General features: G+C 47.3%; 22 protein-coding genes. 2 read left to right on the top strand and 20 right to left on the bottom strand.

Annotation, left to right across the window (positions count from 1 at the left end; translation table 11 throughout):
• Window positions 1-28: 28 nt before the first annotated feature.
• The 3 genes from WMO65_RS03370 to WMO65_RS03360 are packed head-to-tail and all read right to left on the bottom strand — an operon-like array spanning window position 29 to window position 4,306.
• A complete protein-coding gene (locus WMO65_RS03370) occupies window positions 29-2,551 on the bottom strand; it encodes a peptidoglycan DD-metalloendopeptidase family protein (protein ID WP_187370505.1) in 2,523 nt (840 codons plus the stop codon).
• A 10-nt stretch (window positions 2,552-2,561) separates the two neighbouring features.
• Window positions 2,562-3,011, bottom strand: a complete 450-nt coding sequence (dtd, locus tag WMO65_RS03365; protein WP_148391388.1) for a D-aminoacyl-tRNA deacylase — start codon at window positions 3,009-3,011, stop codon at window positions 2,562-2,564.
• The gene (locus tag WMO65_RS03360) at window positions 3,008-4,306 is read right to left on the bottom strand and encodes an AI-2E family transporter (RefSeq protein WP_033142404.1); all 1,299 of its coding nucleotides are present in this window, start codon (window positions 4,304-4,306) and stop codon (window positions 3,008-3,010) included. Before WMO65_RS03360 ends, dtd begins: the two co-directional genes overlap by 4 nt.
• Before the next feature lie 135 nt (window positions 4,307-4,441).
• Between WMO65_RS03360 and WMO65_RS03355 the strand changes: the two genes are divergently transcribed.
• A complete protein-coding gene (locus WMO65_RS03355) occupies window positions 4,442-5,170 on the top strand; it encodes a tRNA 2-thiocytidine biosynthesis TtcA family protein (protein WP_148391389.1) in 729 nt (242 codons plus the stop codon).
• Between the two features lie 81 nt (window positions 5,171-5,251).
• Here the strand turns inward: WMO65_RS03355 and WMO65_RS03350 are convergent, their stop codons facing one another.
• The 8 genes from WMO65_RS03350 to WMO65_RS03315 all read right to left on the bottom strand — a co-directional run bounded on the left by WMO65_RS03350 (window position 5,252) and on the right by WMO65_RS03315 (window position 12,140).
• Complete coding sequence (locus tag WMO65_RS03350; protein ID WP_033142406.1) at window positions 5,252-5,887, bottom strand: cytidylate kinase-like family protein; 636 nt, start codon at window positions 5,885-5,887, stop codon at window positions 5,252-5,254.
• Window positions 5,888-6,026: 139 nt separating this feature from the next.
• Window positions 6,027-6,941, bottom strand: a complete 915-nt coding sequence (locus WMO65_RS03345; protein ID WP_033142443.1) for an RluA family pseudouridine synthase — start codon at window positions 6,939-6,941, stop codon at window positions 6,027-6,029.
• On the bottom strand, window positions 6,938-7,459 hold the full coding sequence (gene lspA / locus WMO65_RS03340; protein WP_033142407.1) for a signal peptidase II: 522 nt from the start codon (window positions 7,457-7,459) through the stop codon (window positions 6,938-6,940). Before lspA ends, WMO65_RS03345 begins: the two co-directional genes overlap by 4 nt.
• A 16-nt stretch (window positions 7,460-7,475) precedes the next feature.
• Window positions 7,476-8,567, bottom strand: a complete 1,092-nt coding sequence (gene aroB, locus WMO65_RS03335; protein ID WP_033142408.1) for a 3-dehydroquinate synthase — start codon at window positions 8,565-8,567, stop codon at window positions 7,476-7,478.
• Between the two features lie 16 nt (window positions 8,568-8,583).
• On the bottom strand, window positions 8,584-9,336 hold the full coding sequence (locus WMO65_RS03330) for a YlmH family RNA-binding protein (protein WP_033142409.1): 753 nt from the start codon (window positions 9,334-9,336) through the stop codon (window positions 8,584-8,586).
• An 18-nt stretch (window positions 9,337-9,354) separates the two neighbouring features.
• Window positions 9,355-9,951, bottom strand: a complete 597-nt coding sequence (locus WMO65_RS03325) for a cell division protein SepF (RefSeq protein WP_033142410.1) — start codon at window positions 9,949-9,951, stop codon at window positions 9,355-9,357.
• A 16-nt stretch (window positions 9,952-9,967) separates the two neighbouring features.
• Window positions 9,968-10,663, bottom strand: a complete 696-nt coding sequence (locus tag WMO65_RS03320; protein ID WP_033142411.1) for a YggS family pyridoxal phosphate-dependent enzyme — start codon at window positions 10,661-10,663, stop codon at window positions 9,968-9,970.
• 13 nt (window positions 10,664-10,676) lie between these two features.
• A complete protein-coding gene (locus WMO65_RS03315) occupies window positions 10,677-12,140 on the bottom strand; it encodes a biotin/lipoyl attachment domain-containing protein (RefSeq protein ID WP_243128761.1) in 1,464 nt (487 codons plus the stop codon).
• A 146-nt stretch (window positions 12,141-12,286) separates the two neighbouring features.
• On the opposite strand from WMO65_RS03315, the gene WMO65_RS03310 reads away from it, so the two are divergent.
• Complete coding sequence (locus tag WMO65_RS03310; protein WP_033142413.1) at window positions 12,287-12,499, top strand: DUF378 domain-containing protein; 213 nt, start codon at window positions 12,287-12,289, stop codon at window positions 12,497-12,499.
• 79 nt (window positions 12,500-12,578) lie between these two features.
• Here WMO65_RS03310 and WMO65_RS03305 read toward each other — a convergent pair whose 3' ends face one another.
• The 9 genes from WMO65_RS03305 to mreC all read right to left on the bottom strand — a co-directional run bounded on the left by WMO65_RS03305 (window position 12,579) and on the right by mreC (window position 21,199).
• Window positions 12,579-13,004 (bottom strand): hypothetical protein, encoded by a 426-nt coding sequence (locus WMO65_RS03305; RefSeq protein WP_033142414.1) that lies wholly within the window; start codon window positions 13,002-13,004, stop codon window positions 12,579-12,581.
• 141 nt (window positions 13,005-13,145) lie between these two features.
• Entirely contained in the window at window positions 13,146-14,195 is a 1,050-nt protein-coding gene (locus WMO65_RS03300; protein WP_033142415.1) for a D-alanyl-D-alanine carboxypeptidase family protein, read from the bottom strand.
• Window positions 14,179-14,574, bottom strand: a complete 396-nt coding sequence (locus WMO65_RS03295; protein ID WP_033142416.1) for a methylglyoxal synthase — start codon at window positions 14,572-14,574, stop codon at window positions 14,179-14,181. The genes WMO65_RS03300 and WMO65_RS03295 overlap by 17 nt, the downstream gene beginning before the upstream one ends.
• Window positions 14,571-15,701, bottom strand: coding sequence for an FtsW/RodA/SpoVE family cell cycle protein (locus tag WMO65_RS03290; RefSeq protein WP_033142417.1), 1,131 nt, complete (start codon window positions 15,699-15,701; stop codon window positions 14,571-14,573). The genes WMO65_RS03295 and WMO65_RS03290 overlap by 4 nt, the downstream gene beginning before the upstream one ends.
• A gap of 43 nt (window positions 15,702-15,744) precedes the next feature.
• Window positions 15,745-15,999 carry a cell division topological specificity factor MinE gene (gene minE, locus WMO65_RS03285; RefSeq protein ID WP_225305322.1) on the bottom strand — a complete coding sequence of 85 codons (255 nt, stop codon included), beginning with the start codon at window positions 15,997-15,999 and terminating at the stop codon, window positions 15,745-15,747.
• A 20-nt stretch (window positions 16,000-16,019) separates the two neighbouring features.
• Window positions 16,020-16,808, bottom strand: a complete 789-nt coding sequence (gene minD, locus WMO65_RS03280) for a septum site-determining protein MinD (RefSeq protein WP_033142419.1) — start codon at window positions 16,806-16,808, stop codon at window positions 16,020-16,022.
• A gap of 120 nt (window positions 16,809-16,928) precedes the next feature.
• Entirely contained in the window at window positions 16,929-19,823 is a 2,895-nt protein-coding gene (locus WMO65_RS03275) for a penicillin-binding transpeptidase domain-containing protein (protein WP_033142420.1), read from the bottom strand.
• Window positions 19,808-20,341 carry a rod shape-determining protein MreD gene (gene mreD, locus WMO65_RS03270; protein WP_148391392.1) on the bottom strand — a complete coding sequence of 178 codons (534 nt, stop codon included), beginning with the start codon at window positions 20,339-20,341 and terminating at the stop codon, window positions 19,808-19,810. The genes WMO65_RS03275 and mreD overlap by 16 nt, the downstream gene beginning before the upstream one ends.
• Window positions 20,342-21,199, bottom strand: coding sequence for a rod shape-determining protein MreC (gene mreC, locus WMO65_RS03265; RefSeq protein WP_033142445.1), 858 nt, complete (start codon window positions 21,197-21,199; stop codon window positions 20,342-20,344).
• Window positions 21,200-21,202 lie beyond the last annotated feature (3 nt).

The following is a 21,202-nucleotide window of genomic DNA, read 5'->3' as shown; positions in this document are numbered from 1 at the left end:
TCAGAGCATATTTTCTATTCTTTCTGTCTTACATGCCGTTTGGTCTGTGGATATAATCCCATGGATTTTTGTAAACACCGTTTACGCTTACGCCAAAGTGCAGATGATATCCTGTGGCAGCCCCTGTCATGCCCACATAGCCGATGAGCTGGCTTGCCTTGACTGTCTGTCCTTTTTTGACAACCGGATTGGAAATCATATGCATATAGATGGTGTGAAGGCCGTTTCCGTGGTCAATCTCCACGTAATTGCCTTCTCCGCCCCAGCCGTACCCTGCGTTGACCACTGTGCCTCCGGCAGCGGCAAGAATCCTGGAGTTGGCAGGTGCAGCCAGATCCACGCCCTTGTGATTGGTGGAACCAATTCCGCCCGGGCTGTCACGGTTCCCGAATTCACTGGATACATAAGTGATACTCGGACAGGGGAAGCACCACTCCCCGTTGCCATATTCCACTTCTGTGCGGACACCGTTTTCATCCAGGTAGTAGCCGTCCATGTAGGTATTCACAGCCATGGCACCGTTTGATTTGAAATAGTAGTAATTATCACCGATTTTCTGCCAGCCGGTCTGCATGACACCGTTTTTATTCAGATAATATTTGCTGCCTCCGACCGTAACAGAGCCGGTCTGCATGACACCGCTATTGTTAAAATAGTACCACTTTCCTCCTATTTGCTGCCAGCCGGTAAGTGTGATTCCGCTGCTGCTGAGATAATACTTCTTTCCTTTGATCGTCACCCATCCTGAGGACATGGCGCCGCTTGTGGGATTAAAGTAATAGGAGCAGCCTCCGATCTTCTGCCACCCTGTAAGCATGGCACCGCTGCCGTTCATATAGTACCAGGTATTCCCTAATCTGAGCCATCCGGTCTGCATGGCACCGCTGCCGTTAGAATAATACCAGGTTTTTCCCACTTTGTACCATCCGGTCTGCATGGCACCGCCTGAGGGATTCAGGTAATACCAGGTGCCGCCCAGATTCAGCCAGCCAGTAGCCATGGCACCACTGCCGTTCAAATAATACCAGGTACCGCCCAGATTCAGCCATCCGGTCAGCATGGCGCCGCTGCCGTTAGAATAATACCAGGTTTTTCCCACTTTGTACCATCCGGTCTGCATGGCACCGCCTGAGGGATTCAGGTAATACCAGGTGCCGCCCAGATTCAGCCAGCCAGTAGCCATGGCACCACTGCCGTTCAAATAATACCAGGTACCGCCCAGATTCAGCCATCCGGTCTGCATGGCACCGCTGCCGTTAGAGTAATACCAGGTTTTACCTATCTTGTACCATCCGGTCTGCATGGCACCGCCTGAGGGATTCAGGTAATACCAGGTGCCGCCCAGATTCAGCCATCCGGTCTGCATAGCACCACTGCCGTTCAAATAATACCAGGTACCGCCCAGATTCAGCCATCCGGTCTGCATGGCACCGCTTCCATTGGAGTAATACCAGGTTTTACCTACCTTGTACCAGCCTGTTTTCATAACTCCGTCTGAGGGGTTCAGATAATACCAGGTACCATTCAGATTCAGCCATCCGAGAGCTGCCGCACCATTTCCCTGCAGATAATACCAGCGATTATTGATATACCGCCATCCGCCGGCTTCCATGGCACCGCTGCCGTTTAGATAATACAGACCTCCGCCTATTTTCTGCCATCCGGTGAGCATCACGCCTTTTTTGTTGAGATAATACCAGGTGCCGTTCAAATTCAGCCAGTTATTAATATGCAGAGAGCCATTTGGATATATGTAATACCATTGCTTGTTGTATTTTGTCCAGCCATTGCCGGTCAGCATGGCACCGTTTGATTTTAAAAGATATTTCTTTCCGTCTGCACTTAACAGGCCTGTCTTCATCTTTCCGTCTGTGCCCAGATAATACCAGGCACCGTTTAAATTCAGCCAGCCTTTGTTGTAAAGGGTTTGATTTTTATTTACATAGTAATATGTCTTTCCACTTTTCAGCCATCCGGTTTTTGTATACAGACTGCCGTCGTCTGTTATATAATACAGCTTGCCGGAAAGTTTCAGGATAGTCTTTTGGTACATCAGGCCATCTTCTTGAAAGTAATATTTCTTTTTCTCTATGGTCTGCCAGCCTGTAGTTTTCAGACCCTGTTCATCCAGGTAATATGTGCCCTCTTCTAATGTAAGCCATCCGGTTGCAAGAGTACCGTCTTCCCTGTAGTAGTGTGTGCCGTCCTCCTCCTCTATCCAGCCTGTTTTCACAGGAACAGCCTGATTGTTCTCATCCGTGGGGACTTCAGGTGTTGGTTCGTCAGAAGGGGAATCCGCATCCTCCTTTTTTTCATCCGGGTCCTCCGCGGCATCACTGTCCGGATTGGAATCTGGCGGCTGTTCTTCATCTTTTATGATATCTTGTTCTGCACCGGGTTCGGGGACATTTTGGGAGGCTTCCTTTTCGCCGGTCTCGGCGTTTATGATATTCTCTTCCTGGGCTGCATAAATATTCTGCTGGCTCACCATCAAAGAAGCACTCAGTATCGCTCCGCACACCGCTGTCTTGATCAGTTTCTTATTCCTCATATTCTCCCCCTTACGCAAATGTACTTTCATCCAATATAATGGTAAAAGGTCCCTCGTTTACAAGCGATACCTGCATCAGGGCACCGAATCTGCCGGTTCTGACTACAGGGACTTGTTCTCTTGTCTTCTCGATGATATATTCATAAAGCGCTTCCGCCATCTGAGGTTCTCCTGCGCCAAAGAAGCTGGGCCGGTTACCTTTTCTGCAGTTGGCGTACAGTGTGAACTGGGATATCAGAAGCACCTCCCCGCCCACATCGGCCAGAGACAGGTTTGTCTTTCCTTCTGCATCCGTAAAGATCCGGAGATTGACCATTTTCTTAATGTACTGGTCTGCAGTCTCTTTTGTGTCCTCCTTGCCGATTCCCACAAAAACAAGAAATCCGCGGTTGATCCTGCCTATGCACTCCCCTTCCACATGGACAGACGCCTCACTGACTTTTTGAATTACAAATTTCATTTACGCAAAAAACTCCTTTTTTTCTTTTCTTTCTCGTCTTTCTCTTCCTCAGGAACCATTTTTACCGGCTCCAGGGTTTCCGGATTGATAAAATCCACATTCTGATACCTATTCTCCTCTGTAGGCAGATCCTTCTTTTTCAGCCAGGAATTGCGCAGGTATTTAAGGCCTGCCACAATAACAGCCCACACCGGCACACCGATGATCATGCCCGGAATGCCAAGCAGTCCGCCGAACAGCAGAATAGCCACAATGACCATGAAACTGGAAAGGCCTGTGGAGCCGCCCAGAATCTTTGGGCCAAGAATATTACCGTCAAACTGCTGTAGCAGCAGGATGGTGATCAGGAAGTACAAACACTGCATGGGATTGACCAGCAGTATGATAAAGGCACTGGGTATGGCGCCCAGGTACGGTCCGAAGAACGGGATCACATTGGTCACACCAACGATCACACTGACCAGGATCGCATAGGGGGTTCCGATGATGGAGGTAAGGATATAACACAGAACACCGATAATAGCAGAGTCTACGATCTTACCGTTGACAAAACCGCCGAAGGTCCTGTTCACAAAACGGCAGCCTTTGATGATGTCATTGGCTCTCTCCGCATCAAACGCAGCGTAGATGAACATTTTTCCCTGTGTGAGAAATCCTTCTTTGTCAGCCATCAGATAGACGGAAATAATGGCACCGATCAAAAAGTTCTTGATAAAGACCAGCGCGCCGAACACACCTGTGGTAAACTGCTGCAGAACCTCTTTCACCTGGGGAAGAAGCTGGACATTCATCCAGGTCTCCACCTTAGAGGAATAGCTGTTGAAGAAATCAATGGCTGTGGAACGCAGCTCCGGATTGTTCTTCAGAATGGAATTCAGCCAGTTTCCCACATTCTGCACGTATCTGGGCATGTCATTGATGATGCTGATGATACTTTCCACAATAGACGGCACGATCATGGCCATCAGGGAATAGATGATCAGCAGCGCAAACAGCAGCGCAAAAAAGACAGAGATATAGCGGACTGCTTTTTTCTTCTTTTTATTGATATCCATCTTCTTTCTCTTCATAAGAGGAAAGAAGATCTTCCGTTCCTGAAAATTCACAACCGGTGTCAGCAGATAGGCGATGACCACTCCGAAGATTACCGGCATCATGACACTGCTCAGAATACGAAATCCCCGTATGAGCACGTCCATATGAAAAATCCCAAAATAAAAGAGCATACTGGCACAAATAACTGCAAATGCTGTAACGCCCCAATACAAATATTTTTTATCCCAACGAAACTTCATGTTAAGCCTCCGATTATGCATAAACTGGAATCATTATAACATGAAATTTATTATTTGTGTCATAATTCTGTAAAAAAGTTATTTATTTTTTTAAATTTCTATGATATATTCAATTATGCTACGGAGGATAATGATATGAAATTACAGAAATTACTGAGTCTCACCAGAAAAGCGGTGGATGAGTTCTCCCTCATAGAGGACGGGGATAAGATCGCTGTGGGTGTATCAGGAGGAAAAGACAGCTTGACCATGCTCTATGCACTCCACGGGCTGATGCGCTTCTACCCCCATCCCTTTTCCATAGAAGTGATCACTGTGGACCTGGGGCATCCCGGGTTCCATGTGGAGAAAATAAAAGAACTGTGTGATTCCCTGGGGCTGCCGTTCACGGTGGTGAAGACAGACATCGCGCAGATCATCTTTGATGAGCGGAAAGAGAGCAATCCCTGTTCCCTCTGCGCAAAGATGCGGAAAGGAGCCCTCAACGAGGAGGCGAAGAAACTGGGCTGCAATAAGGTGGCGTATGCCCATCATAAGGATGATGTGGTGGAAACCATGCTCCTCTCCCTGATTTTTGAGGGAAGGTTCCACACTTTCTCGCCCAAAACCTATCTGGACCGCATGGATTTGACAGTGATCCGTCCGCTGCTCTATGTGGAGGAGGCAGACGTCATTGGATTTAAAAATAAATATGACCTGCCGGTGGAGAAAAGTCCCTGCCCGGTAGACGGATATACCAAAAGGCAGTATGCCAAGGAACTGCTCCGGGACCTTACAAAAGAACATCCGGGGACAAAAGAGCGCATGTTTACCGCCATTTTAAACAGCAATATAAACGGATGGGATAAAAGAATAGCGAAATAAACACAGAAAATAAGGAGCTGTGCAGAATTTATGTTCTGCACAGCTCCTTCTAGATAGTATCGGCAGAAATCGGAATCTGCCTTATTTCGCTCTTCTGCCTTCTTTGATCTCAATGGCTCTCTTGATCATTTCCACACAGCCATCAATGCCCAGTACGCCGCTGTTCAGGCATAAGTCATAACTGGTGGCATCTCCCCATTTTTTGCTGGTGTAGTAATTATAGTAGCTGGCTCTTCTCTTGTCTGTCTTCTGGATTCTGTCTTTTGCAGCAGAATCTGTCAGTTCATGCTTTCTTGCAATCCTCTTGATCCGTTTATCCAGATCAGCATGTATAAATACGCTGATCGCACCTTCATAATCGGAAAGCGCATAATCCGCGCAGCGGCCCACAATCACGCAGGGCGCTTCGGAAGCCAGCTTTTTGATGGTGTCAAACTGTGCCAGGAATACCTTGTGGTTGATGGGCATATCGGTAAATGCCGCAGAGGAATAGCCAAAGGAATATGTATCCATGACCAGGGAATACAAAAAACTGTTGGTTGGTTTTTCATCGTTGTTCTCGAATAACTCCTGACATAATCCGCTGTCCTTGGCTGCCCTGTCAAGAAGCTCCTTATCATAACATTTGATGCCCAGTTCTTCAGCCAGACGCAGGCCCACTTCTTTACCGCCGCTTCCGTATTGTCTTCCAATTGTAATTACCGTATTTGCTGCCATAATCAAACACTCCTCTCTATTCGATAATCCCCTCTCTCTGACATTGTTGTAGCAATGCATCAGACAAATGTGGAATTATTATCTTACTATAACTATTATAATCTATTTTATCCAATCTGTATATAAAATTTATATTATTTTATCGGAATTTTATGAGAAGTTTTTCAAAATATTCCGGCAGAGGTGCTGTAAACTCCAGGTACTCTTTCGTGGCCGGATGGATAAAGCCTAAAACCATGGCGTGCAGTGTCTGGCCTTCCAGTCCGGATACCGGACATTTTCTGGGGCCATACACCAAATCTCCTAAAAGGGGATGCCCGATGCTGCTCATATGCACACGGATCTGGTGGGTACGCCCTGTTTCCAGGCGGCATTCGATATACGTGTAGTTTCCGAAACGCTCCAGCACCCTGTAATGGGTGACAGCCGGTTTGCCGTTTTTCTGGTTGACTGCCATTTTTTTGCGCTCCGTGGGATGACGGCCGATGGGACCCTCTACAGTACCCTCATCTTCTGTCAGGTTTCCGTGTACGATCGCCCGGTACCGCCGTGTGATGCTGTGGTCTTTTAACTGCTGTGCCAGATCTCTGTGTGCCAGGTCTGTCTTGCACACAAGAAGGGCGCCGGTAGTGTCCTTGTCAATGCGGTGTACAATGCCGGGACGGAGCACGCCGTTGATACCGGATAAATTACCTCTGCAGTGATACAGGAGGGCATTCACCAATGTGCCGCTGTAATGGCCCGCACTTGGGTGCACCACCATTCCCTTTGGCTTATCCACCACAAGCAGATGCTCGTCTTCATATAAAACGGACAGGGGAATATCTTCCGGCAGAATATCCGGTTCTCTGTTGTCCGGGATAAAGACACAAATCTCGTCATCCTCAGCCAGTTGGTAGCTGGACTTTACCGGTTTATCTCCCACTGTGACATTTCCGTCTTTTAACTGCTTCTGAAGGAAGGAACGGGAGTAGCCGTCAAGTTCCAGGGCCAGATATTTGTCAATACGCTCCCCTGCCTGTGAGGGGTCAGCCAAAAGGCAGATTCTTTTCATTTTACATTCCCTTTCCATGATAAAAACGCAAAATCTTCCTCCTTGTAGAGGAACAAAAAGGAGATTAAAAATAACGCCATGGAGACTACCACATAGATATCCGCCACATTAAAGACAGGAAAATTAATGGGGGAAAAGTAAATAAAATCCACAACATAATTCAGCCGGACACGGTCAATGAAGTTTCCGATTGCCCCGGCGGAGATGACAAAGCAGATTATCCGCAATAGCAGATACTTTCTTTTTACAGGCATACGCCAGAGGACATAGAGCACAGCGCACAGTATGACAACGGTTATAATGCCAAAGAAAATAAACTGGTTCTGGAAAAGGCCAAAAGCAGCGCCCCTGTTTTCCAGATAATGCAGATAGAGCACATTGGGGATCAGGGGAATATCCGCCTGGTCCTTCAGATGCCGGACGGCCAGGTATTTTGTCCACTGGTCCAGTCCGGTCAAAAGAGTTACGCTGATGAGAAACTGCACCAGCACAGTTATTTTTTTTGTTTTCTGATTCATGTTCATCTCCCTGCGGCTACTCCAGTATTTCCCGGATAGCGGTGAGCAGTTCTTCATCTGTCACGGTCTTATCCACCACCGCGTATCCCGGTTCTTTCATAAGAATGAATTTGATCCTGCCCTGTTCCATTTTTTTATCGGACTTTGTGACGCTTAATACTTCCTCTGCGCGCAGTCCGTCTGTGGAAACAGGCAGGCCAAAAGCCTCCAGAAGCTGCTTTACATTTTCATACTCCTCCACTGTGATCATGCCGCGCCGCATGGATAAGTATGCGGAGGCCACCGTGCCGACTGCCACGCACTGGCCGTGGAGCAGGCGGAAATCCTTTAGCTTTTCAACTGCATGGCCAACTGTATGGCCCATATTCAGAACAGCCCGTTCTCCCTGTTCTGTGGGGTCATTTTCAACCACAGTCTTTTTGATGACACAGCTTCTGCAGATCATCTCGGAAAGGGTATCCGTGTCAAGGGCAAGTATTTTGGCACGGTTTTCATACAGCCAACGGGAATAGGAGGCGTCACGGATAAATCCATGTTTCACAACCTCCCCCATACCGCAGGAAAACTGCTCCAGGGGCAGCGTGCATAATGTGCTCACATTCATATATACCATGCGGGGCTGATGGAATGCACCTACCATATTTTTGTATTTTAAGAAATCCACACCTGTCTTGCCGCCGATACTGCTGTCCACCTGGGCCAGAAGTGTGGTGGGTACCTGAATAAAGTCAATTCCCCGCAGATAGGTAGCCGCCGCAAATCCGGTCATATCACCTACCACACCGCCTCCGAGGGCAACCAGAAAATCCTTCCGGTCAAAGTGCATTTCAATCAAATGCTGGTATATCCCCTGGACCTGTTCCAGTGTCTTATTCTCCTCTCCGGCGGGAAGCACATGGGAAGTCACAAAGCAGGCACACCGTTCCAGCTCTTTTTTCACGGTATTTAAATACAGCGGAGCAACCGTGCTGTCCGTCACAATGCAGAATTTTCTCCCGGAGAATTCCAGTCTCTTAAGCTGCGCGGATAAATCCGAAAAATCCTTGCGGAATATAATGGGATAGGAAAAATCCCCGTCTCTTCTAACCTGTAATATGTCTGCTGTCATTCTTTTCACTCCTGTCTTAACAATATCTGGCCAGGCTTATATGATACCTGTTCTTTTTTGTGATGCCTCCCACTTCCTCAAAACGGAATTTTCCTCTGCCGCGCACAGACACAATATCCCCTTCCTTCAGGTTATATCCGTTGGAGAGGATGTTCTTTCCGTTCACAAATACCTTTCCCCCTTCGATCAGGGAGATGATACTGCTTCTGGAAGTGGAAAATGCCAGTGCGATGACACTGTCCAGCCTCACAGAGGAAACCGTACCGGAAACTTTTTCTGTTTTCAGGACAGGCACATCCTCCAGTGCATCAAGAAGCTTTGGCACTACGTTCGTATGGCGGACGCGGCACAACTCCTGCATGAGAAACGGCGCCATGTTCTCATGGCAGAAGACATGGGCTGTCTTCCCGTCCACCAGGATATCCCCGATCTTGCTTCTCTCAATACCCAGGTTTAATATGGCTCCCAGATAATCCCTGTGCGTCAGGCTCTCTGCGAATTTCTCCGCCGCAGGCCGGATCTGGATGCAGGAGATGGGATAATCCTGCTGAAAGAAAAGAGCATCAGGGATGAATGCTGCCATCTGACGCTCTGCCAATGCATAGCCTCCGAAGGTCTCCACTTTGACCCCTGATTCATTCTTTGGCAGGCTGTGCAACATATGCAATTCATTTAAGTCCAGAAAATCAGAGAAAGTAAGAACACCGCGGTAATAGGCATTCTTACTTAACTCTTTCATACGTTTTTCAAATAAAACTTCTTTTTCCATGGTTTGTCCACTCTGTCCTTAATATTCGGTCCGTATGGACGGGATGTCAAAAGCACCGCTTAATATCTGCTGATAGTCTCCTGTAATGTCCACGCTTGCCGGTGTCAGAATAAATATGTAGCTGGACACTTTCTGCAGGCTTCCGCCTATGGAATAGCAGGAACCTGAAGTAAAATCAATGATCCTCTGTGCAACTTCCATATCCAGGCCTTCCAGGTTCAGAATAACGGTGCAGTTGGCGATCAGTGTATCTGCAATCTCTCTGGTATCTTCCATATTGGTGGGCTTGATCACGCAGACTTCCATCGCGCTGCCTGTTCTTTTTACCTGACGCATCGGGGTAACCTTGGAGGAGGAAGCGGAAGCTGAAGATGGGGACTTGACCGTCTTTTGCGGTTTGGCTGTCTTGGCAGCTTTGGGAGCAGGCTGTTTCTCCGCTCTTCTGCGCGGTTCGTAGTCATCTAAGTCGTCATCATCTTCCTCTAATTTTTTGAAGAAACGTCTCTTGGGTTTTTCGTCATCGAAGTCGTCATCGAACTCATCATCCAGAAATTCGTCATCGTCGTAATCGTCGTTCACTTTGATTGCATCTAAAAACTTATCTAAAACACCCATGATAAAATCTCCAATCTTATTTGCTATAATCTCTTTCTCCGAAGATGCCGGTTCCTACACGGACCATGGTGGCACCCTCTTCAATGGCAACCTCATAATCACCAGTCATGCCCATGCTGAGCACGGCCATAGTAACATTATTAAATTTTTTCTCTTCAATGTCAACACTTAATTTTCTTAAATTTCTAAAAACTTCCCTGTTTTCTTCAGCATTTTCAACAAATGGGGCGATGGTCATCAGGCCCTTCACCGAAATATTCGGAAGTTTTGAAATGGCCTCTGCCAGTGCTGCCGTCTCTTCCGGGCGTACACCGAATTTGCTGTCCTCACCGGCCACATTGACCTCAATGAGAATATTGGCTGTGACGTTTTTCTTTCCGGCTTCCTGGCTGATTGCCTCTGCCAGGCGCAGGGAATCCACGGAGTGGATCAGAAAGGCTTTGTCCACAATGTATTTTACTTTATTTCTCTGCAGATGCCCGATCATGTGCCAGCGGATATGGGAGGGAAGTGCCTCCTCCTTGGCGGTCAGCTCCTGTACCTTATTCTCGCCGAAATCCACTACGCCCAGAGGGAGAAGCTCCTCTATCATGGACATGGGTTTTGTCTTGCTCACTGCGATCAGGGTAACCTCATCCCGGCTCCTTCCGGCACGCCGGCAGGCTTCTTTTACTTTTTCTTCCACTGCAAGATAATTTTCACATACACTCATGTTTCATCTCTCCTTACTTTCCTGTCAGTATATCTTCTTCTTTTACGCTCTCTCCGTCCTCCACAATTCTGTCAAAGGCTTCCAGACCGTAAGAAGTATTGGTTTTTACAATACAGTATTCTTCATTCTGGTCAATGATATCAATCTGCCGGAACACCGCATATCCTTTGTTCATGCTGTAGACGCCCTCCAGATAATCAATCTCACCGACCACAAAGGTTTCCTCTGTTTCCGGCTTACGGAGTACGTCCCCGTCCTTAAAGGTCTGCTTGTCCACATAACAATAACCGTCCTTGGAGCCGGTGTCATCGGTGTTTTCGGATACCTCTGTATCCTGACTCTCTTCCGCTGTATTTTTATAAATCGTGGCTGATACAAACTCTATTGTCTTTTCGCCGCCCTTGGTGACTGTCTCCCGGAGAAATCCGGCGGAATCCTCGTTGCCGCCTTTCGTCAGAAAAGAAGAGGGAATCATATAGAATTCTTTGGTGACAATAGAGCTCATGGGTATTTTTAAACCGCTCTGGGTGTTGATGACCAGTTCTATCTTCAGAAACCGGTCAGCAGCATAGCGCACCATGCCGTTTTTCAGGGCGATCTTCGCCACTTTTTGGCTTCCCACATTCATTATGGAGAGCTGTCCTGTCTGTGTCTCGCCGTCCTTTAAAAACTTCACTTTGATGCTGCTGCGGTCTGCAAGCTTGGCAGCCAGTTTATCGGAGAGAGGGACCATAAGGGTCCAGTTATCATCCCGGATCAGTTTATAGACCGGGTCTCCGGCCTTGATCTCTTCGTCTGTGAGAAGGTCATTTTTCTCGTAGGCTTTCTGGCTGAAATCCTCCTCCGTCAGATCCTCCACGGTCTTTCCCTCATACCCGTCTGTGGAATACACCACAAGACCGGCATTCGGCGCTGTATGTACCACCTGGTTTCCAAAAGTCTTGGACCCCTGGATGACAGTTACGCCGCTCTCCTCCTCGTCATCCTCCACAGCGTCAGCCGGCGCTTTCTGGGAAGATAATGCCTGTTGGAAGATAAGACCCTGCATCTCATATTTGAAGCTGTAGGTATCGTAGAAATCCGTACCGCTGAAGTTGTTGGAAAAATCCGCGATCCCAGCGCGTACTTCCTCCAACTGGTCTTTGGACAGTGTGATGTCAGCCTTGACATTTTTGGTATCACTCAGAGCATAGACATTGCCGTTCTTGCGTACTTTCATTCCCTCCCTGGCATAGTAGCGCACATATCCGGGGCTTTCCGCAGTGACGATCTCCTCATCTCTGACAGCTAAGGCTGTGCTGACCGGGTTCCTGGACAAGGGTCCGGCTGTCACCTGATAGGAAGTGACATGGGTGGAGGTGATATAGAGCAGAACCGTTATCAGCATATAAATGAACAGTGCCCCGAAAAGCAGTGTGGCGATATTAAAAGTAAAAATTTTTTTTATGATTTTCAGCAGGTTTTTTATGAATGTCAATATTTTTTCTCTCAATTGGAATGAAAATCTCCTTTCATTATCGTTTTCCATTTTAACATTTTCAGCATTTAAGTACAATAGCCAATTTTATTGTATAAAAATTATAAATAATGCAGAAAATAGAAAAAGATAAAGGAGGAATTATCATGAAATCAAATGGATTAGATTATACCGCATTGGTTATTACCGTTATCGGTGCCCTCAACTGGGGATTAATCGGACTGTTCCGTTTTAATCTGGTTACATTCCTGTTCGGAGACATGACATGGCTTTCCAGAATTGTATATGTCATCGTAGGAATCTGCGGACTCTATCTGCTGAGCCTCTTCGGAAGGATCACATCTCTGGGTGACCGCTGAGCACGCACAAAAAGAAGCCGCCGCACGCCTGGTTTTTTCAGGGTGTGCAGCGGCTTTTTGCTCTTTTGTTTTGTTTATTTTATAAGGATGTAACGATCATATGCTTTACATCTTCAGGAAGATCCTTTTCGTCTTTTGAAAGGCTGATAATAAAGGAAATCTTATAAGTCTCTGAAATCTTTTCAAGGCTGGCCATAACTTTTGAAATATTCTCCGGACAGGATTCCAGTCTGGAAATCTTCAGGAAACCATCCAGGTACATCTGCTCCAGATCATGATCCTGGGAAACAATACCGCGGATAAAACCAACGAATTCATCACTGTTCTCAATACCGTATTCCATCACATCAATCAGACGGATTTTATTATTCAGCTCATACATGTGCTTTGTACTCTTATCTAAGTAAACAACTGAGCCGTTCGCGTTCTTGACCTCAGCATTAGCCTTGTCTAGAAGAATTTTTGTCTTTCCTTTACCTTTTTCACCTACAATTAACTGAACCATCGCATTTTCCTCCTTAGCCGCACGTAATATGTATATTTACTAAAAACGTGGTTATCTTGGAATTAATTATAGTGCATTTCGTTCAAAAATACAATGGTAAAATAAAAAATTTCTGCTATTTTTTGAAATTTCATTTTTTCTTCAGGAACGGTTCACTTTCTCCAGAAGCTGGTTCATTCGCTCATACAAAACAGGTTTGTTTTCTGCATCCAGAACGATGGACACATATGGTTCCCCATAGTTATTCTGTACCATTAAAGCCAGGCAGGCGCCTGCTTTTCCCGTGGTACCGGTCTTGCCGCCCAGGATGGTAACGCCCTTTGGTGCGCTGGACTCGCCTGTCAGATACTGGTCTGTGGCATCCAGCCACTTCTGCATGGCGGTTCCGTCCGCTGCTTTGTAATTAATGGTATAATTGCTTAACTGGGTGATATCTGTGAACTCCTGATGTTTCATGGCTTCATTTAACATCAGATAAATGTCGTAGACCGTGGTGTAATGGTCATCATCGTGAAGACCGTGTGGGTTCACAAAATGTGTTCCCGTCATACCGAGACGCTGGGCCTCCTCATTCATCATATCCACAAAGCTTTCCACACTGCCGCCTACGGTTCTGGCAATAGCCATGGCCGCGTCATTGGCGGAATAGACAAGAAGCGCATGGAAGAGCTGGTCCATGGATATCTGGTCTCCCTCCAAAAGCCCGCAGACCTGGGAATCTGCCTCAAGCTGGACGTCCTGTGCCTGAATGGTCACAACCTCATCCATGTTGGCCTTATCAAGAGCTACCAGTGCTGTCATGATCTTGGTGATACTGGCCGGATAGGATTTCTCATACAGAGATTTTGAAAAAAGCAGTTTTTTATCTTTGATGTCAAAGAGCGCTGCCCTCTCCTCCCCCTGAGTCTCGATCCCTTCCAGAGGTGTGTCACCTGCGCCCACGCACAAATCCGCTGCCACGCCTTCCGCCACCAGGGAATCCTCGCCTATGGTCTGACCGAATACTTCGGTGGTCAGCTTAAAAGCCATGGGTGCATCCACCGCCTGTTTTCCCTTCAGCATGAAAATCCCCAGGACACCTGCAAGAAGCAGGATGACGAAAAACATACTGAGAAACAGGGTGCGTCTGATCTTACGTTTTCTCTGTGCTTTTTTGGAAAGCCTTTTTTTCGGTTTATTTGTACATTTCACGCCAGTCTAACTCTCCTCTGTCAAGTGATTTGATCATCATTTCTGCTGTTGCAAGATTGGTTGCCAGCGGGATATTATGTGTATCACACAGATGAAAAATCCGTTTTACATCCGGATCATGCTTCTGCGGTGCCAGCGGCTCACGCAGATAAATGATAAGGTCCATCTGGTTCTGCTCGATCAAAGCGCCCATCTGCTGTTCCCCGCCCAGGTGTCCGGCCAGGAATTTGTGTACTGTTAGATTGGAAGCCTCCTCAATGAGCCTGCCTGTTGTGCCGGTGGCATACAGGTCATTTTTTGACAGGACGCTCCTGTAGGCAATGCAGAAGTTCTGCATTAATTTTTTCTTAGAGTTGTGTGCGATTAATCCGATGTTCACGATTTTTCTACCTCCCTGTAGGTTCTGTTTTTCTGAAGACTGACATTTAACACCAGTCCCATACCGATATAAAGGCTTACCATGGAAGAAAGCCCATAGCTGACAAAGGGAAGCGGCGTACCTGTGTTGGGGCCAAGTCCCGTTGCCACGCAGATGTTGATAAAGCTCTGTACTGCTATTATGGAAGCCATACCGTAGCATATAAGGCTGCCGGATAGATCCTTGGCCCTCCTGCCCGTCCTCATACATTCAAAGATGATCAAAAACATAAGCAGCAGCAGCGCCGTACAGCCCAGAAATCCCAGTTCCTCACCTGCAACGGAAAAGATAAAGTCTGTCTGGCTCTCCGACACAAAGTTTCCCTTGTTGGCAGTTGCCACCTCATTGTTGTTTAATCCTTTTCCTGTCAGTTTTCCGGAACCGATGGCCATGATGGAATTCTGCTGCTGGAGGACATCGTCGGAATACTCCTCCTCCTCCGGATACAAAAATGTCATGATTCGGTCTCTCTGGTAATCTTTTATGAGCTTCTGGTCCGGCTGTATAACGATGAACAGAAATACAACCACCAGAGGTATGGCAATCAGCAGCGCCCCGCCTATAATTTTATAACTCAGTCCTGCGAGATACAGCAGTATACAGAAAAGTATAGCAATTGTGATGGTATTTTTCAAGTCCGGCTGGTTATAAATCAGAAGCAGAGGTATGGCGATCAGCACCACTGTCTTCAATATTGTCTTAAATGTATTCAAATCTTCCTCGTGTTCCATTAAGTAGCGTGCGAGAAACAGAATGATGATGATCTTCGACAGCTCTGTGGGCTGGAACTGGAAACTTCCGATACTCAGCCATCTGGCGGCACCTTTTGATTCCGTACCGAACAGCCGTACCAGAAGAAGCATGAGGATATTGCCCACATACATGATCCAGTAAAAGTTCAGGATCCAGCTGAAATCCATCAGGGATATGATCACCATGACGATAAACCCCAGCATCATACCGAAGAACTGCTTTTTCTGCAGATCCGGTTCCGCACTTCCTACCAGCAGCACTCCCATAAAGGTGAGCACAACCAGAAACAGCACCAGTCTGAAATTATAGTCGCGTAGTTTATATTGTTTAATCATGAAAACACCTAGTTTTATCCTTAAAGTCCTTTTTTACCTGTTCCTAAAAACCGGGATAGGATTCCTGTATATCTGCTTTCAGAGGAATCTTTGCCAAAACGGTGGTGGTATCCTTCAGATAACGGATTTCCACTTTCTGTTCCTGTACGGTGAAATATCTGCTCACTGCACGGATCATATCGTTTTGAAGCATGGTCATCATTTGTGGAGAACAATCCAGCCTCTCGGATACGAGGAGAAGCTTCAGCCGGTCTTTTGCTACATGACCGGAACGTTTATTCCGAAAATGAATCAACACGCAGGCCCTCCCTTACCTTATTATTTTTTAAAGATACCGGACAGCCTTTTGAATACACCCTGCTTTGCCTGGAAATTCAGGAAAGGTACATCCTCTCCCGCTATCCTGCGGCAGATGTTCAAAAATGCCTGTCCTGACATGGAATCCTGCCCGCAGAGAGGTTCCCCCTGATTCGTGGCAATGACCACAGCCTCGTCATCCGGGATCGCGCCCAGAAGCTCCACTGCCAGAATCTCCGTGACATCTTCCACGGACATCATCTCCCCGCGTCTTATCATATCCATGCGCAGACGGTTGATGATAAGCTGTACTCTTGGCATTTCATTTGCCTGGAGAAGCCCGATGATACGGTCAGCATCACGGATGGCGGAGACTTCCGGTGTGGTTACCACAATGGCCCGGTTCGCCCCTGCAATGGCGTTTTTGAAGCCCTGTTCAATACCTGCAGGGCAGTCCAGCAGAATATAGTCAAATTCTTCTGACAGATCATCTGTCAGCTTAATCATCTGTTCAGGCGTGATAGCTGTCTTGTCTCTGGTCTGGGCCGAGGGCAGAAGGCAGAGATTGTCACACTGTTTGTCCCGGATGAGCGCCTGCTTCATACGGCAGCTCCCCTCAATGACATCGATCAGGTTATAGACAATCCTGTTCTCAAGCCCCAGAACCACATCCAGGTTCCGAAGCCCGATGTCTGTGTCCACCACGACAACCTTTTTGTTGAGCTTTGCAAGTCCAAGGCCCAGATTTGCCGTAACGGTGGTTTTTCCGACCCCGCCTTTTCCGGAAGTCACTACAATAATTTCACTCATATCCTATCCTCCTAAATCCTTTTTGAAACCGCGCAACAGTTCAGACAAGCTGAACCGCTGCGAAACTGCGGTATTAACCGCCTTTACTTTTCATGCGTATTTTCAAGACTCAAAAAAGGTTTAGTCTGTCTGCTGTGTACTTCCGCCTGCGGATGCCGTTCCGGTCACGATCGCATCTTTATCCACAAGATTGTACTTATAGCTGATTACATCTTTTGCTACTGCTGCCGCATTGGTGGAACTGTAACCATTGGCAATGCGGACTGCCATGGCGATCTCCGGATTGTCCGATGGAGCAAATCCGATGAAAAGTCCGTGGCTGGGCCGGGTCGTAACCTCCTGGGCGGTACCGGTCTTACCGGATACCGGGTAATCAAAATCCTGGAAGGCATCATTGTTTTCTACTACTTCCCGCATTCCTGCGTGGATGATATCCCATTCATTATTGGGAATATCCATAGTAGCCTTCAGCTCCGGTGTGTAGTCTTCGATGAGGTTTCCTTTGGAGTCTGTAACTTTATCAAGAAGGGACAACGAATAAATGTTTCCCCGGCTTGCGATTGTGGTGGCGTAGCGCGCCAGCTGTGAGGTTGTATAGTTGTTGGTACCCTGTCCGATGGCAGATGCCACGGCAGCCTCGTCTGTGATCTGCGGTTCGGCTTCTGTGATCTCAAGGCCCGATTTCTGGTCAAGCTGGAACAGTTCTGCATATTTGCGGAGCTTTTCAAGTCCCAGAGAATCCGAGAAATTCCCGTCGGAGTCCGTGCCCAGGTCATAGACCACCTGGTTAAAGAAGGTATTACAGGAATTCTTGATGGCCCCCTGTATTCCCAGATAGCCGTGTCCGGTGTGCAGCCAGCACTTGATAGGCGGCGTAACTTTTGTAAATTCACCGGTACAGGTCACACCATAATTATCGTCCACAAGTCCCTCTTCCATTCCTGCTACTGCCGTCACAATTTTAAATGTGGAACCGGGTGCAGTCTTCTGCTGTGTGGCCTTATTAAAGAAGGGCCTTGAAAGGTCAAGGGAAAGCTTCGCGTAATAATCTACATCCATCTGATTGGCCAGACGGTTATTGTCATATCCGGGATAGGTGACACAGGCCAGCACTTCCCCGGAATTTACATCTGTCATCACAAGAGAGCCGGAGCAGGGATCAAGGGCCAGCTGTGCCGGCGTGATCTCCAGACTGCTGATCTTCTCCTTCAGAAAATCATAGGATTTCTTCTGTCCGGAGGCAAGGGCGTTATAGGTCTCCTCGTCAGCCTCAAGAATTCCCTGGTCAAAGAGAACCAGACAGAGCTGGTTTCCGGATATGGTATCCGACAGGATCATGTATTTATATATGATCTTGGAGAATTCCGAATCATTTGTCAGGGACTCTGTCAAATATTCGGAAAGTGCATTATACACTTCTGTGGAATCCAGATAATCTCCCTCCGCGTAGAACTGGGAGATATCGATCCAGTTCTGGCTTGCCGCGTAAGTCAGAAATTCTTTTAAGCTGATGGAACTGTCTTTTGTCCATGCGATATAGGTCGGGTCCGAAGCATCTATGGCGTCCAGAGAGAGGATTCCCTTTTTGTTCATAAGGAAATCGTTGACAATATAACTCTGATACTCCTGCATTTCTTTTGGAAGGTCCTTATAGGCCTCCGGTGCAGCAGCGGTCAGCTCCTGCCGGATGGATTCAAAGACCTCTGCCTGTTTCTGGGTGAACAGGCCGTAGATGGTCTGCTCAGTCTCAGAGGCGTCTTCTTCCTTAAAGTGACTGGTATCTATGACGCTGTTGCCGATCAGGGCATTATATACATCATAGATCGGTGTCCGGATGTTGCTGGTATCATTGTTGGTGGAATCCTGGTCGAACTCCTTAGCCATAATAATATTATCGGAAAGAATACCTGCGATCTTCTGCTCCAGTACATGATAAGCCAGCTCCTGCAGGTCCTTGTCAATGGTCAGGTAAACATCATCACCGGATACAGGCTCAATCCTGGAATCCTCATTGATCTGCAGTACTTTGCCCAGGTTGTCAACCGTTACCTGCTCCTGCCCGTCTTTTCCCTGCAGGGTGGTCTCCATGTACTGCTCAATTCCTGTTTTGCCGATCACAGCATCTGTGGAGTAGTCCGCATTATCTTTTTTTAACTCTTCCAATTCCTCTGCGGAAGCTTTGCCGGTGTATCCGATAATGGGGGCAAAATACACGCCGTCGTCATACACGCGGATGGAGTCTTCCATAATATCAACGCCCTGCAGCTTGTCCTTATTCTCCATTACCATGGCAACGGTCTCCTCGCTCACATTGGTGGCGATGGTGGCCGGCACATATTTTTTGAAGCTGTTGGCAGACAGCGCATAACGGATGCGGACAATGGCCAGGGTTTCCTCCGGGGTGAAGGATTCCGGCAGGTCATGTTTTTTCAGCTCTTCCGCTGTGTACGGGTCATCTTTATTTACAAGGCCGAAGCGCTCTGCGCTGCACAGATAATCCATGATCTTTTTGGCGGAAGCGTTCAGCTGATCTTCTTCCAGGGAATCGATCTTAGCCTGTCCGTAGACATCGGCCTTAAAACGGTTCAGTGTGAAATCCGTGGCGTCGAAGGCATATTCCCCGTTCTCATCCACCACAATGTGAAAGGAGGTGTCCAGGGACTCGCCGTTGGCCTCCAGAATCTTCATCAGGGAGTAGGCCACATAATTGAGGGTCAGGTTTTTCTCCCGGTTGGAGTCATAGGTCCCGTTATCCTCCAATATAATGGAATAGGACAACTGGTTATGAGCCAGAAGCTGGCCGTTCCGGTCACGGATATTTCCGCGGGTGCTCTTGATGGTACGTGTTTTTGTGGTGCTCAGATTAAAGTTGTCGGCGTATTCGTCTCCCTCTATGATCTGTAGTTTGAAAAGATGCTGTATCAGGATGAAAAACATAAGAATGAATACCAGAAACAGCACAGTGGTACGTTTGATACAAATTTTCTTTAAAAAGTTTTTTATTTTCTTAACCAAATAGAATCTCTCTCCTTCATTTCCAGTTCTGTCAGCCGCTTGTTAATGTTAAAGAGTAACCTGTAGAGAAGAACAGTCATAAGAACCGTATAGATCATTTCCGGGATGATGATCCTTCCGAAATAATAGTAAAATTGTACGCGTCCCCGCATCAGATACTGCATCCCGTAAAGCAGGCCGCCGTAAACCAGATCGCCTGCAGCCGTGAGTATGATGGGAACACGCAGCTCCTCGTCATAAAACAGCTTGCAGCAGCAGCCCGCCGCGTAGCCGATACACAGATAGACTAAGGCGTAAAAGCCCAGCAGTCCGTCCGAGAGCAGATCCTTCAGTAAGCCACAGCAAAATCCAATCCAGATGCCGTTTTTCTTTCCCCGCATAAAGCCAAAGGAAATGGTCAGAATCAACAGCAGGTTCGGCGAAATGGAGCCGATGGAAAGGGCCTTGAAAAGGGTTCCCTGAAGGATGGCACAGATCAGAATCAGAAGGAGGGTTACCACTTTCCTTTGAATTCTCATTTATGAATCTCCCTTCTGCTGTTTCAGTTCTTTGATCACAAGTACCTCCTGCAGATGTTCAAAGTCCACCGCAGGTGTCAGAGTTCCTGTCTTAGTAAGATTGTTGGGGTCTTCTTCTATCTCACTTACATATCCTATCAGAATTCCCTTCAGAAATTTGTCGCTCACTGCGGATGTAACAATTTTTTCGCCTTCCTGTATTTTATCGTCCTGGTCTTTGAGATGGATAAACTGCAGTTTGCCCTCATCGATCAGACGCATGTCACCTGAAACAATGCAGGTGTCGGAGGTGGTCATGGTCATGGCACCCACGTTGCTGGTGTCATCAATGATGGACCGAACGGTTGCCCAGTTTTTCCCCACCTCTGTGACTATGCCGACCAGTCCGCTTCCTGCAATGACATTGCAGTCTTTCTGGATGCCGTCATCGCTGCCTTTATTGATGGTAAAGGTGGAAAACCAGTTGCCGGAATTCTTGCTGATGACCTCAGCACCTACCTTGTCGTACTCGCTGTACTCTTTGTCAAGGTCGTAAAGCTTTTTCAGACGGTCCAGTTCACTGATGGACTGGGTCAGGCGGCTGTTCTCAGCGGTGAGTTCATCCACCTTGCTCTGAAGCTTTTTATTCTCCTCCACCAGCTTTTTTTTATTGCGGAAGCCGGAGGTCATATCGCTTAGGGCGGTTCCTACTTTATTGATGCCGTTCTGGAAAGGTACAACGGCGTAGCTGGCTGCCTTCCTGACCGGTGCGGCCGGAAATTTTCCTGCGAAGGTGAGGAGCATCAAACTGATGCACACCAGAATCATCACAACCAGGATGTGTTTACTTTTTATGTTCCAATCATGCTTTTTTTTCATTCT

The organism is Blautia caccae (assembly GCF_040095955.1).
In the GTDB taxonomy this organism is placed as follows: Bacteria; Bacillota; Clostridia; order Lachnospirales; family Lachnospiraceae; genus Blautia; species Blautia celeris.
Note: the sequence above shows the minus strand (reverse complement) of the source record. Positions and strands in the feature narration are given on the sequence as shown.

Excerpts from the sequence above, each read along its gene's own strand:
- WMO65_RS03370 (WP_187370505.1), bottom strand. The coding sequence starts at position 2,551 with ATGAGGAATAAGAAACTGATCAAGACAGCGGTGTGCGGAGCGATACTG.
- aroB (WP_033142408.1), bottom strand. The coding sequence starts at position 8,567 with ATGACAGCAGACATATTACAGGTTAGAAGAGACGGGGATTTTTCCTAT.
- WMO65_RS03345 (WP_033142443.1), bottom strand. The coding sequence starts at position 6,941 with ATGAAAAGAATCTGCCTTTTGGCTGACCCCTCACAGGCAGGGGAGCGT.
- WMO65_RS03350 (WP_033142406.1), bottom strand. The coding sequence starts at position 5,887 with ATGGCAGCAAATACGGTAATTACAATTGGAAGACAATACGGAAGCGGC.
- WMO65_RS03355 (WP_148391389.1), top strand. The coding sequence starts at position 4,442 with ATGAAATTACAGAAATTACTGAGTCTCACCAGAAAAGCGGTGGATGAG.
- WMO65_RS03310 (WP_033142413.1), top strand. The coding sequence starts at position 12,287 with ATGAAATCAAATGGATTAGATTATACCGCATTGGTTATTACCGTTATC.
- WMO65_RS03325 (WP_033142410.1), bottom strand. The coding sequence starts at position 9,951 with ATGGGTGTTTTAGATAAGTTTTTAGATGCAATCAAAGTGAACGACGAT.
- lspA (WP_033142407.1), bottom strand. The coding sequence starts at position 7,459 with ATGAATCAGAAAACAAAAAAAATAACTGTGCTGGTGCAGTTTCTCATC.
- WMO65_RS03360 (WP_033142404.1), bottom strand. The coding sequence starts at position 4,306 with ATGAAGTTTCGTTGGGATAAAAAATATTTGTATTGGGGCGTTACAGCA.
- mreD (WP_148391392.1), bottom strand. The coding sequence starts at position 20,341 with ATGAGAATTCAAAGGAAAGTGGTAACCCTCCTTCTGATTCTGATCTGT.
- WMO65_RS03305 (WP_033142414.1), bottom strand. The coding sequence starts at position 13,004 with ATGGTTCAGTTAATTGTAGGTGAAAAAGGTAAAGGAAAGACAAAAATT.
- WMO65_RS03290 (WP_033142417.1), bottom strand. The coding sequence starts at position 15,701 with ATGATTAAACAATATAAACTACGCGACTATAATTTCAGACTGGTGCTG.
- mreC (WP_033142445.1), bottom strand. The coding sequence starts at position 21,199 with ATGAAAAAAAAGCATGATTGGAACATAAAAAGTAAACACATCCTGGTT.
- WMO65_RS03330 (WP_033142409.1), bottom strand. The coding sequence starts at position 9,336 with ATGGAAAAAGAAGTTTTATTTGAAAAACGTATGAAAGAGTTAAGTAAG.
- WMO65_RS03320 (WP_033142411.1), bottom strand. The coding sequence starts at position 10,663 with ATGAGTGTATGTGAAAATTATCTTGCAGTGGAAGAAAAAGTAAAAGAA.
- minD (WP_033142419.1), bottom strand. The coding sequence starts at position 16,808 with ATGAGTGAAATTATTGTAGTGACTTCCGGAAAAGGCGGGGTCGGAAAA.
- dtd (WP_148391388.1), bottom strand. The coding sequence starts at position 3,011 with ATGAAATTTGTAATTCAAAAAGTCAGTGAGGCGTCTGTCCATGTGGAA.